The 12,702-nt window shown below is 43.5% G+C and carries 13 protein-coding genes; all 13 read right to left on the minus strand.

Annotation, left to right across the window (positions count from 1 at the left end; all coding sequences use genetic code 11):
- Positions 1 to 21: 21 nt before the first annotated feature.
- Positions 22 to 2,763: a cation-translocating P-type ATPase gene (locus ACIZ62_RS17420; RefSeq protein WP_414150767.1), complete on the minus strand. Its 2,742-nt coding sequence runs from the start codon at positions 2,761 to 2,763 to the stop codon at positions 22 to 24.
- Between the two features lie 94 nt (positions 2,764 to 2,857).
- Positions 2,858 to 3,487 (minus strand): response regulator, encoded by a 630-nt coding sequence (locus tag ACIZ62_RS17425; RefSeq protein ID WP_414150768.1) that lies wholly within the window; start codon positions 3,485 to 3,487, stop codon positions 2,858 to 2,860.
- 14 nt (positions 3,488 to 3,501) lie between these two features.
- Positions 3,502 to 4,641 (minus strand): sensor histidine kinase, encoded by a 1,140-nt coding sequence (locus ACIZ62_RS17430; RefSeq protein WP_414150769.1) that lies wholly within the window; start codon positions 4,639 to 4,641, stop codon positions 3,502 to 3,504.
- Between the two features lie 74 nt (positions 4,642 to 4,715).
- The gene (locus tag ACIZ62_RS17435; RefSeq protein ID WP_414150770.1) at positions 4,716 to 5,975 is read right to left on the minus strand and encodes an ABC transporter permease; all 1,260 of its coding nucleotides are present in this window, start codon (positions 5,973 to 5,975) and stop codon (positions 4,716 to 4,718) included.
- Position 5,976: 1 nt separating this feature from the next.
- Positions 5,977 to 7,089, minus strand: coding sequence for an ABC transporter permease (locus tag ACIZ62_RS17440; protein WP_414150771.1), 1,113 nt, complete (start codon positions 7,087 to 7,089; stop codon positions 5,977 to 5,979).
- A 1-nt stretch (position 7,090) separates the two neighbouring features.
- Positions 7,091 to 7,864, minus strand: coding sequence for an ABC transporter ATP-binding protein (locus ACIZ62_RS17445; RefSeq protein WP_414150772.1), 774 nt, complete (start codon positions 7,862 to 7,864; stop codon positions 7,091 to 7,093).
- A 248-nt stretch (positions 7,865 to 8,112) separates the two neighbouring features.
- Positions 8,113 to 9,153: a helix-turn-helix domain-containing protein gene (locus tag ACIZ62_RS17450; RefSeq protein WP_414150773.1), complete on the minus strand. Its 1,041-nt coding sequence runs from the start codon at positions 9,151 to 9,153 to the stop codon at positions 8,113 to 8,115.
- Positions 9,154 to 9,473: 320 nt separating this feature from the next.
- The gene (locus ACIZ62_RS17455; RefSeq protein WP_414150774.1) at positions 9,474 to 10,361 is read right to left on the minus strand and encodes a M23 family metallopeptidase; all 888 of its coding nucleotides are present in this window, start codon (positions 10,359 to 10,361) and stop codon (positions 9,474 to 9,476) included.
- Positions 10,358 to 10,567 carry a helix-turn-helix transcriptional regulator gene (locus tag ACIZ62_RS17460; protein WP_414150775.1) on the minus strand — a complete coding sequence of 70 codons (210 nt, stop codon included), beginning with the start codon at positions 10,565 to 10,567 and terminating at the stop codon, positions 10,358 to 10,360. Before ACIZ62_RS17460 ends, ACIZ62_RS17455 begins: the two co-directional genes overlap by 4 nt.
- 2 nt (positions 10,568 to 10,569) lie before the next feature.
- Positions 10,570 to 10,911, minus strand: a complete 342-nt coding sequence (locus ACIZ62_RS17465) for a DUF3796 domain-containing protein (RefSeq protein ID WP_414150776.1) — start codon at positions 10,909 to 10,911, stop codon at positions 10,570 to 10,572.
- 139 nt (positions 10,912 to 11,050) lie between these two features.
- Positions 11,051 to 11,713, minus strand: a complete 663-nt coding sequence (locus ACIZ62_RS17470; protein ID WP_414150777.1) for a CatA-like O-acetyltransferase — start codon at positions 11,711 to 11,713, stop codon at positions 11,051 to 11,053.
- Positions 11,688 to 12,047 (minus strand): GIY-YIG nuclease family protein, encoded by a 360-nt coding sequence (locus ACIZ62_RS17475; RefSeq protein WP_111888722.1) that lies wholly within the window; start codon positions 12,045 to 12,047, stop codon positions 11,688 to 11,690. The genes ACIZ62_RS17470 and ACIZ62_RS17475 overlap by 26 nt, the downstream gene beginning before the upstream one ends.
- Before the next feature lie 37 nt (positions 12,048 to 12,084).
- Entirely contained in the window at positions 12,085 to 12,687 is a 603-nt protein-coding gene (locus ACIZ62_RS17480) for a helix-turn-helix domain-containing protein (RefSeq protein ID WP_414150778.1), read from the minus strand.
- Positions 12,688 to 12,702 lie beyond the last annotated feature (15 nt).

Raw genomic sequence — 12,702 nt, forward strand, 5'->3', positions numbered from 1 at the left:
TTTTTCTTATCTCGTAATGATTTAACTGACCTGGACGTTCATTTTCTTGCGAATTACCTTATAGATTTCCATTACCAGCAAAAGCAGCAGGGTAAAAGCAAAAACTATCAACCATTCAAAAATTGAAATCGGCTCTATCTCAAGCGTTTGTTGCATAAAAGGAAGATGCATACTCAGAATATGAATCCCCTGAGCAGCTAAAACGCCCATCACCAATATGTAATTACGACTGATGGGAACCTTAAATGCTGATGAAAATTCCGACCGACAATTAAAGACATGGACATTTTCCATCAATACCATTGATAGGAGCACGATATTTCGAGCCGCCATATGATCCCACCCCTGGAGAATGATCAGGTAATACCAGAACCCAAAAGCGATGGTTCCCATGGTAACGCCTGAGAGCACTGTTTGACTAATCATCTGGGGATTAAAAATCTTCTCATCGGTTTTTCGGGGTTTCCTTTTCATAGCTCCTGGCTCGCCATCTTCAAAAGCCAGAGCCACACCCTGGATACCGTTAGTAACCAGATTAAGCCAAAGTAGCTGAACCGCAATTAAGGGTAAGGGCATCCCGGTGAAGATCGCCGCTAGAAAAAGAGCAACTTCAGCCGCACCAGTTGAAATGAGCAGATAGATTACTTTGCGCACATTATCATAGGCGAAGCGCCCTTCTTCCACACCGGATACAATCGAAGCAAAATTGTTATCTGTTACAATCATCGAACTGATCTCTTTGGCAACATCCGTACCGGAGCCCATGGCAACCCCAATGTTTGCCCGTCTTAACGCCGGGGCATCGTTAACCCCGTCACCGGTAACGGCCACAAATTCGTTCTGGTTAATCAGAACTTCAACAATTTCCAATTTCTGTTTGGGTGAAACTCTGGCAAAGACATGGGTTGAATTAACCAGACTTTTAAATTCTGCATCAGCTAAAGATCCTGCCTGACTTAATTTTTTCCCGGTTACCACTGCCTCATCGGGCTCGACAATCCCCACCTCTTTGGCAATGGCCATTGCCGTTTTGGGGTGATCGCCGGTAACCATGATCACCTTTATTCCGGCTTGCTTACATTCTTCCACCGCATCAGCCACTTCTGGTCGTAGCGGATCAATAAAGGCAACCAACCCCTGAAAAACCATTTCTGGCAGGTCCTCATCTTCATACTGGTCCTTTTTTTCATATCCTGGGTGTTTGCCTCCCGCAACTCCCAATACCCGGTAACCCTGAGCAGCCAGTGCTTCAGCCTGTTTTTCAATCGTTGTCGGGTCGAGAGAAACCGTTTCATCCTGATTTGCCATTTGATCACAAAACTTTAGTATCTTTTCAACGGCACCTTTAACTGCAACAAAGGTTGTGCTTTCTTTCTCATAAAAGGCCGCTGAAAATTGCCGTTCCGATTCATAGGAAATCATCTCCAGCAGCCTATTTTCAGACTTTACCGCTTCCGGTGATATCCTAAGCTTATAGCCCAGTGCCAAAAATGCCACATCCATAGCATCGCCATGATGCGTCCAAGCACCACTTTCTTGTGTTAGGGTTCCTTCATTTGCCATGATAAAAGAAACCGCCAACTTTTCTAAACGTATCTGCTGCTGATCCGAGATCTGATTTTTCTGTTCGGTCTCAAGACTTCCTTCACCATTATAGCCCTGGCCTGAGATGTGAAATCTCTGTCCATCTGGCAAAAAAACCTGCCGTGCTGTTTGTTGATTAACCGTCAGTGTACCTGTTTTATCGGTGGCAATCACGGTACAGCTACCCAGACTTTCCACCGCTGGTAGTTTTCTGACAATGACGTTGCGTTTTGCCATTTTGGATGCCGCAATCGAAAGTGCCACTGTTAGTGCTACCGGAAGCCCTTCGGGAATCGCTGAAACCGCCAGGGCCAGCACCACAAAGAAGATGGCCGCAAAATCAAGCCCCTGCAGTCTTAGCAGAACAGCTAAAAAGACACTGATGAGTAAAACCACCACACTAATTTGTTTGGTGAATTTTTCCATCCGCGTGACCAGTGGCGGGCTTGCACTTTCAGACTCACTGAGTTGCTCAGCTATTTGACCAACTTCGGTGTTTGTCCCTGTTTCAACCACAATACCCGTTCCCCGGCCCGATGTAATTACGGCGCCGGCATAAGCCATATTCGTCCGTTCAGCGATGCCCCTATTTTCGGACAACCGACCTACTTTTTTACTTGCTTCGATGGATTCGCCGGTTAGAAAACTTTCATCTGACGCGAGATTTTTAGCCTCCAGCAGGCGCAAATCCGCGGGTACCTTGTCTCCCGATGCCAGTAAAACAATATCTCCAGGAACAAGTTCCTCTGAATCAATTTCAACCTCTTTTCCGCCCCGCCTGAGATTGGCCTTAATCTTAAGCAGATTCTGTAAACTGGCGGCGCTCTTCTCCGCATTGTACTCCTGGTAGGCACCTAAAACACTGTTTAGAATAATGACAATCAGAATAAAAATAGCATCCTTGGCATCGCCTAACGCCAGCGATAAAATTGCCGCCGCAATCAGAATAAAGATCAGCGGATTCTTAATTTGATGAAGCAGAATGGTCCAGATCGACGGCAACTTTTTCATCGGTAACGCATTCTTACCATAAGCGGACTGCCGACTGGCTGCTTCTCCAGGTTCAAGCCCGGCCGGATTACTCTCTAATGCTTCAAAAACAACCTTTTCTTCAAGAGCATGCCAATTTTTTCGGATAAAATTTTCTGTCTGCGACTGTTTTTTCTTTTGTTCTTGCATAAAGTACCCTCCAAATAAGACTATACTTATTTATTGGATACCCCAAATCGTTGAAATACAACATCTTTCTAGTTGAGTGGCTGAGTTTTCCTGCTTATCGTCGACCGGTTAAATAATAAATAGCCATTTGGGTGCGGTGGGAAAGATTGCCTTTGTCTAGAATCACACTGATATAATTCTTAACAGTGCCTTCACTTAAGAATAGTTTTTCGGCAATTTCCTTATTCGATAAGCCGTCGGCTACGGCTTCGATAATCCCCAGCTCTCTGACGGTAAACAAACTGCCGTCAAAACCGGTGCTGCATTTTGTTTCCGGTTCGGTAAATTTATCAAGCACCTGACTGTCGAGAAAATGAACCCCATGATAGACGGATTTAATGCTCTGTTTTAATTGTTCCGGGGTATGATTTTTGATCAGGTATCCGTCGGCCCCATTTTTCATCGCCTTTTCCACCAGCTCGCGATCATCAAAGGTGGTCAGAATCAACACCTTTCCCAAACCTTTTGCAACAATCTCTTTGGTCGCGGCAATGCCGTCCATTTCCGGCATCTGGATGTCCATCAAAAAAACATCCGGTTTTTCTTTTTGGGCAAATTCCAGCGCCTCTGCGCCATTTTTAGCACAGCCAACGACATGAAATTCGTCATCGACACCCAAGATGATGCCCATGCCGTCTCGTACAAAATCAGAGTCATCAACAATGATTACCTTTATTTTAGTCATGTCTGTCGCCTTTCTTAAGCGGAAGTTAACGGAAAAATCATATTGATCCGAAATCCGTTTTGACCATCAATATCAATTAGTCCATTTACTTTTCGGGTGCGGTCTTTCATTCCCTGAATCCCCATTCCTTCGACAATTGTTTCGCAGCTTGTGCCATTATTATAAATACTGCAACGGATTATTTTGTTCATCACCACCAATTCGATGGCCAGTCTGGAGCATTTTGCATATTTAAGGGCATTGGAAACGGCTTCAATGGCATTATCCAAAATCACTTCCCAAATGTGATCGGGGATCTCTTTATCTTCCCCCTCTAGTCGCAAGATCGCCTGAATGCCATATTTTTCCCGACATTCTTCGCACAATCCCTGAAGCTGATGCAGGGCCACCTTTTTGTGCTCCGGTTTTTCCTTCCGCAATATAAAGCGGATTTCATCCATGCTTTCTCTTAAGGTATCAATGACGGCCTGAATGATCCGACTGCTTTGTTCCGGTTTATTATGAATCAGCACCTTACTGGCTTCCAATTGATAAACGGAACCGTTAATGCTGTGCCCCAACTTATCATGCAAGGCCTGATAAATTCCGGCCCGTTCAGTAAGGATTTGATTTTTATAATGCAGGCTGTTCTGTTCCAGTTTCTTTTTAAAGTGCAAGTCTTTGTCCGAAATGGAATCCTTTAGTTTAAACTCTTCCTGCTCATAATTCTCCAGCTTATCTTGATACCGCTTGATCAGCACATGATTCTGAAAATAAATAACACTAATAAAGATACTATAAATCATATAAACGGCTAAATCCGGGGGACGAAAAAGGACACCGGCAAAGACCATCAAGCCGACGACGAGGGGCAGTTTAAAATAAACCACCGTATCCAATACCGCCACCGGAATTAAATAAAAACCGATGCTACTTTCCCTAAATAAAACGAAGATCCCTATCGCAAAGATTATTTCAGCAAGCAAGCAGCCGATTTTTTCCTTATCCAGCAACTCATAAAGGGTTGATACCACCACAAACAATCCCAACCAAAACCCCTCCTGGCTGATCGCTTGAAATGATTTCTCACTGTCAACAATCACATATGCCAGCATGACCGTCAGACAGCAAAACTTCATCATCGAGAAATAGTTATCCTTCATCTTTTCAACCATCTGTCTGACTTCCCATCCACCTTTACTTTACGAACATTCTATCACATTTTCGATTTTCACTTCAATGCAATTGTTTAATAATCCTTTTTTCCAACCATGATGCCAATCGAGGTGCCGGCCATAAGGATCAGCAGATAGCAGCCGACAATCAGCCCGTACATTGCATAAACCCCGGTTTCGCCAGTCATCAACATTTCTGAAGCGACGATCACCCACCGCTGGGGAATCAGCAGTGAGGCTTTTACCCACCATTGAGCCGCACTGGTGATAGGAAAGTACAAGCCGGCCATGATGTTTGACACAATCCAGATGGCAAAGACGGCGTAGGTCGCATTCATGGTATTCCCTACCAGGGTGCCAATGACCACTGAAAGGGTACTAATGCATAAGCCCAGACCAAAAACCAGAAACAAATAACTGGGAAAGGGAATGCCAAAATCAGTACTCACCAGTAGCGGCGTTGCCATGGCTAAAATAGTTGTCTGGATCCCGACCGTTAATAAGATCATGGCCATTTTTGACAAAACATAATTGAGAATACTGGCTTTTGATAGAAATATCCGGTTATAGACCTGATTGTTTCTTTCTCTAACGATAATATCGGCAATAAAGACTCCACAGAACAGAAAACCCATTGTCAGCACTGCAATTGAATAACCGATGCGGGTGCTTTGGTGGTTCTGCTGACTGGTTAATGTCAGGCTATTTCCGATTTCCACCGCCTCAATTTTTTTATTAAGCTTACTCTCTTTCAGTTCACTAAGCATCGCATCAAGGGCAGTCTTATCATAGCCGGTTGTTTCCGTCGCCTTCATGATAAAATTGAGATAGGTATTGACATTACTGTTTAACAAGGCATTTCGTCCGTCACTTTTAATCTCCAGAAGCGATAGCTTTCCGGTTCCCCCCGCTAACAGATCGGCTTCAAAATCCTTCGGAATATAGACCACCGCACCGATATTGCTCTTTCCGGCGCCGTCAATACTTTCCTGTCTTGCCGTTGACAGATCAACCACTTCCTGATTATAACGAAAAACTCGGAAAAGGCCTGAACCGGCCAGTTCCTGGGCCAGATAGTCTGATGTTTCGGTGTTGCTGTTATCATACAGCTTAACCATCAGTTTGGTATTCTCAATACTGGTAATGCTGTCCGCCCGATCTTCAATCGTTTGAACCACATACGAGGTGTCATCCTTCATTGACACTTCACCACCTAATTGCAACGAAAGCAGACCCGCCGATAAAATCGGCAGCAGCAGCACCAGTGCCAGATAGCCCTTATTTCGAAGCAACAGCTTCAGATTAGTTTTTACCATCGTAACAAAGCCGTTCATTCTATTCCTCTACTTTCCGGTTCATCAGCATACTGCCCAGTATTCCAAAAACTAAAATCAGACCAATCAGATAAATCAGACAGATCCCAACATAATCGCTGTATCCTTTGGTGGAAAATTCCACGAGGGTCCGGTTGACATAATAAAGGGGCGATGCCTTCATTAGCGTAATCGGAAAGTCTTCATACATATACGGATCAAAGGAACCGCCAAATAATCCCAGTATCCAGGTCAGTGAAAAGCCCACGACCACACTAACAACCACCTTGTTGAATAACTGATAAAGAAAAACCCCGAAAGCGGCGGCTGCCATGGTAGAAAGCAAGATAATCCCTACTGAAGCCGGTAATACGCCCCAATGCACCTGAAAGAGTAGCGCCGAAATTGTCCCGGCCACCGCCATGGCCATAAAGGTTACCAGAAAGCAGGGCACAAATTTTGCCAGATAAAACTGCGTCTTGCTCATCTGCGACACCCGCATCCGCTGCGGTATCGCATTTTTTCGTTCGCTGGCGATCACTGCGGCCAACGGAATAATCCCGCAGAAGCTCCAGAAGACGATGTAAATAATGCCATAATAATCGGTGGAGGTGGGCATTGGCTCGACTGAGAGCACTTCCCGGGACGCCCTTTCGCGATCTGCTTCCAGCAATTTTATATCGACAAGTCCTTTCTTCATCTGGGCGGTTACCAGGGCGGTATTGGCATCCACCTGATAAAAGAAATTGTCGAAAAGACTTTCTGAAACCAATGCCTCGGCTTTCTTCGCACTTGATTGATACACAATATAATCGTCATCCTGGATATCCACAAAAGCAGACACGGTTTCATTTTCAATCAGCTTTCTTATCTCACCTTCCGGATATTCAATCAGGGTTACATCATTCTTGGCACTTGCTTTTTTAAGTTCCGGCAGATAGGTTTGATACGGGCTATTCGCCGTGATCCGGTACCCCACTGTAAAGGGATCAATATCCCGGGCCGCTGCCATCATGTCCTTAAAGGCACTGGACAAAAGGGCAATGACAATGATCGGCATAATGATCATCAACAGCAGAAAGGACTTATTACGAAACATCAGTTTCATGTTATTTTTAATCAGTATCAGTGGCATATCACATCTCTCCCTCAGCATAATCGCGTAGCTTCTTGCCTGTCAAAGTCAGAAAAACCTCTTCCAGGCTCATTGTCGAGTCAGTTTCCGCTGTAACCAGTTCAGTCAATTCTTTTTTGGTTCCCATGGCAATGATTTTGCCATTATCCATGATCGCAATCCGGGAACAGATTGCTTCGATTTCTTCCATATAGTGGCTGGTATAAATAATGGTGGCCCCCTGTTCATTGGCAACCTTTATCTTTTCTAAAATAAAATTTCGGGATTGGGGATCAATCCCCACCGTGGGTTCATCAAAAATCAACAGCTCCGGATGATGACCGATGGCACAGGCAATGTTTAGTCGGCGTTTCATGCCGCCGGAAAAATTCTTACAAAAGACATTACGTTTATCCTTTAATCCCACAAATTCCAAGGAATCATCAATTGCTTTTTTTAGTTCTTTACCCTTTACTCCATAAAGAGAGGTAAACAGCTCGACATTTTCCCAGGCTTTCAGATTGCTATGAATGGCCAGTTCCTGGGGAATGTAACCGAGCCTTTCTTTAGCCGTCTTCATATCGGTTTGGACATCTTTTCCAAACAGCCTGATTTTACCGACGGTTGGCTTCACCAACGAACAGATCATATTCATCGTCGTACTTTTACCGGCACCGTTTGGTCCCAGCAATCCAAAAATCTCCCCCTGCCGAATTTCCAGTGAAACATGATCGACAACAGCCTTGCCATCATATTTTTTTGTCAGGCCTTCCAGTTTTACAATTGCATCTCCCATTATTAATATCCTTTCTCTATCACACTTTTTATCTATCTTACGCCATAATCTGCCCAATTCTTTGATCGCCACAGATTGTTCATGATTAAGATATCATTTTGGGAACGGCTTACATAGTGCAAAAAGAAATAAAAGGCTATGACTTTCGTCATAACCTAGATCCATTGCTCAGGATGATTCATGGCATCCTGAAATTTTTCAGAAACAAACCCAGTTGCTAGCATTAGCAACTGGGTAATAAACACCCCTTAATGATCTAAGGCCTTAAGAATGGCTTTGAATCGCGGTTCATCTTTAAGGAATGCGCTTTCTTCATCGCTTTCCAGCCCTCTTTTCAGCATCGATTTTACCATGTCAAAATCGGATCCACGTGGCTCCCTAAACTTAATATGGGTGTATAAATCCGATTTTCTGAAATCAGAAATGGTTTCAATTTTCGAAACCATTTGTTCTAAGATTTCCAGACTTTTCTCTGTTTCACGCCGTTCAATGGCAAGAAAAAGTTCTGTCGTATTTTCACTATATGCTCCCAAATCAAACAATTGAACGACTTCTTTACCTAAATCGATATATCTTTTCGTTTTATTAAAGGCTTCTTCCTGGGATAGTAAGCGAATAATTAATTGGATAATGTTCCATAACTCATTGGCATTCTTTAATAACATCCGCTCATAAATTTCATAAGCTTTTTCGTTTTTACCCTGATTTTTAAAAAGCATCGCCTGAATAAGTTGTTTATCATAACCCGCTGGTGGAATACGATCGATCAGTTGCTGCGCTTTTTCAAATTCTTGCTTACTTGTATATTTTGACACCAATGAAGCCGCTGCCATGGACGCAATTTCTTGTTTCTCGCTTGTGGCTATTAATTCATACCAGAGCAAAATCTGCGCCTCATATCCATCCTGATTTTCCACGCCCTGAGTAAGAAAGCAATCTAAAATACTTGTAATCGAAAGAATGAGTCGATCACAAGTAGCATATTCTTTAATGAGATCTGCACCTCTTTCATACGCCTGCTGATAACCCGCATTTTGGGCCAACTCGGCTATTTCATTTGCCAGCAGGTCAATTTCTTTATCCGTTAATTCTTCGTTGAAGGACAATAATGTATCGATATTAATTTTCAAAACCCGGGCAAGTGGTGATAATAAAGTAATATCTGGATATGATATTCCATTCTCCCACTTGTTTACCGCCGGAGCTGATACGCCCAGACAATTTGCGATCTGTTCCTGAGTAAGATTTGCTTCTTTTCGATACTTTCGTATTACTTTGTTTATTTTCATGTGTTGCTTCTCCCATCAGATAAATGCACTGGACCTTTGTTAACTAGCATAGCAAAAATTCCGGTTCCTCACAAGTGAAGCATTGTCATGATTCTTTTGGTATTATTAACCAACCGTTATGTTCAGCGAAAAGAAGCTGCAAAGGCAGATCTGCATGGAATATCCAGAGGTTCTCTCACTGCTCTCAAACTTCCCAATAATTTCGTTTCGAGAAATAGTGAAGCGATCCATTTCCGCATTTGATGTAATCAGGGTCGTGTTTCCAATTTGATTCAGAAAATACGATCACCATCGGAAATCTTTAAAAACCCGTGTCCTTTTTACTGCGCTGGATCATTTCTATTTGCCACCGTTTGACCGCGGGCAATGTGATTTTTCGATTGATAAGTAAGCGCTGGCACCGGGCGGGAATCATAAACGGAATAGTTGGGCGTGGGTTTGACGGATAACTGCGCGAACTCAATGGGAAGCCCTGCTGAATAAAAAGAACTGATTCCATTCTGAAGGTGAAAGTGGAGATGAGGCTCGGAGCTGTTGCCCGAATTTCCACAATAGGCAATGATCTGTCCCCGCTTGACGGTGTCTCCGACTTTAACACCAATACTGCCTGGCTGCAAATGGGCCAAAAGACTGTATTCCGCTTTGGCATGACAAATCAAAAGGTAGTTACCACGGATATCACGGCCAGCACAATCGATCTGCCCGTTTCCGGCAACGCGACTGTCGGGTGAGTCGTTGCCGATTTCAACTACGTTCCCATCAGCAGGAGCTAAAATCGGTTTGCTATAGCAATAATAATTGCTGACGTTTTGATGATCGCCCTGAAAACTTTTACCGTTTTCGTCAAGGATCAGGAAGTCGTAAGCGTAACGTTGAGTCGGAACGCTCCAGGAATGAGAAAACGCTTTCTCAATGCCACCGTTAACCACCATCCAGTCGCCTGAAAACGGTAGGGAATATTTAATCGGGCTGACATAATTGTTAGAATTGGGAAGCCGCGAACGATAACGCAGTGGAATAATCAACATCCCCCCAAATTGTTTAATCGACTGAACAAATACCGGCAGATTATTAAATATTTCAACCAAACCAAACAGCCAGAACAACCAGAAAATATCAAAAATTTTGTCGTCAAAGAAAAGACCCGGCAATCCGAGCAATCCCAAAAATTTTAGTTTACCACACCAGTTAATCCATTGCTTCATCATTTCACCTCGTCACTAAAGATAAACAATTCTTCCACCGTGGTGGCAAAAACCCTGGCAATATCCATTGCTAATTTAAGCGACGGATTATAACGACCACGCTCCAGATTGACAATGGTTTCCCGCCGCACCCCCACCCGGGTTGCCAGCTCATCCTGGGTCAGATTGTACCGGGCCCGATACTCGCGTATTTTTGTAATCAGAGCCATCTTCATATTCCCCGCTGTTCTCTAATTTCAAACACCACTAGGGCAATAGTGAAGCAAGCTACCGAAACAATAAAAGTAGTCGCCAATGCGACACTTGGCGCTATAGAAACCGGTAACACGACGCGCAATGCAAGGACTAAACCAGTTGCAGCAACTCCTGTAAAAAATCCGATACTTGCGGCCTTCCTGACATTCTCCTGAAACAGCTCATCCGGGATTACAAAAAAATAACGAAGATAGTATAAGAAACCGAAGAAGCCCAGCAGACCACTATTATCAACAAATAACCCCAGTATGCCCAACAGTGAAAGTAGTGATAAAAATCCCAGTCGATTCAATTTCATCTTGCCTCCATGTGGTATATTTATAACATCATGTTAGAAATATACCACATCATTAGATCAATGTCAATAAACCTGATCGCATTTAAAACAGCTTTTGCAATCCGTCGTCTGCCCAAATAAAAAAAGACCACAACTTTCGTCATAACCTGATCCATTGTTCGGGATGATTCATAGCAGTCTGAAATTTTTCCAGGAATAAGCTCACATGATAGCCATCAGCAACGGCATGGTGAACGGTGATCGAAAAGGGCATCATTTTTCGGCCGCTTTTTTCAAAGAATCTACCGGCCTGTAAAACGGGAAAATAATAATCCGCCTTGGCATAAGGTACCGGTGAGTAACTGCTAAACTGTGTCCACGGTAGCATCCCAACCATAAAGCTGTTGGGGGGTGGCAGTTCTGGTTTTGCCAGAATCCCGTGGTTTCCGGAGTATTGTTTCTGATCATTCATGTAGTTTTGATAAAAGCTTTCAAAATCCGGATCAAATTCTGTCCACATGTTCGACATCGTTTTGTCATCCTCGTGAAAACAGGCATAGGAGGGGTGTAAAACCTCATAATACCCCAGCTTATCCGCTGTTTTTGCAACTCGAAATTCCGACTGCTCGGTTATCAGTTTTGCCGACAGATAAAGATAGGCAGGAAAAAACTTTTTGCCCGCTGCTTTAATCTTCTGATGGGCCTTAGTGATATCGATCTCTATATTCAGGTTAAATCCGGTGGGCAGCATTTCGGTAAAATAATAAAAGTATTGTCTTCGATCCCAGTTTTCAAAGTCAATGGGATGTAATTGTGTGTTCATTTTTTAGTTTTTCCTTATCCTTCCATATTTCAAACAGTATCGCAACGTCATCACTAAACTCCCGCTCGGTCTGGGTTTCACCTTTTTCGATTTCTTCGAGGACAACAAAGGAAAATGATTTGCCGCCATACTGTTTCCATTCCCTAAGCATCGCGGGTTCAGGGCATGAATCGATTGCCACCGCAAACCCAAGCCGGTTTTTTTGACCCGCCATATCCTTGGTCGATTTTATCCAGATCCGGTCATTGCCATTGCATTTGATGCCATAAATCCCCCCGACAACGGTTCTGTTTTTATAGTTATCTTTTAATTCTTTTTTTGATCGTGTTTCCATCTATCTAATTCCCCTTATGTAACTCTGTTTATTTTGCCTACAATACCCATAGACCATCTCTACTGCAATAATAGTACAGTTTACTGCCATACTTCTTCCCCAGCTTTCCGCCGCTCATCGCCGGTAGCCGTACCGCCGCCATTTGCTCGGGATACAGTTTGATAAACAAACTTCGATCCGCCGACACATAAGCCACAAAAGAAAGAAAATGGTCTTTACTCATTTCATGGTCAAAGGTAATATAGTATTCGCCATCGTCATCTTCTACCATAGCACTATGTTTTTCATCGGTCGGTTTGGCCACCAGCGGGGCCAGTTTTCGTCCACAACAGGAAAGCTGTGCATCGCCAGTCGTGCTGATCACATTTCCGCAGTTTGGACAAACATAAAATCTTATTCGTTTCAAATTTCCTGTTTCCATATCATTTAGTTCCAGATCTCCTAAAAGTATTTTTTCAATATTCACCTCAAACAGTTCCGACAGCTCTCCCAGTAGGGATACATCCGGACAACCCAGGCCACGTTCCCATTTGGAGATGGTTTTATCACTGATGTGCATCCGATCGGCAACCTGCTTTTGGGTCATTTCTTTTTCTTTTCGCAACGCCTTTAGTAGGATGCCTACCTTCGTGCAATCCATAGTCTTACCTCCATA

The sequence above is a fragment of the Acetobacterium carbinolicum genome (assembly GCF_047456275.1).
Taxonomy (GTDB): Bacteria; Bacillota; Clostridia; order Eubacteriales; family Eubacteriaceae; genus Acetobacterium; species Acetobacterium carbinolicum.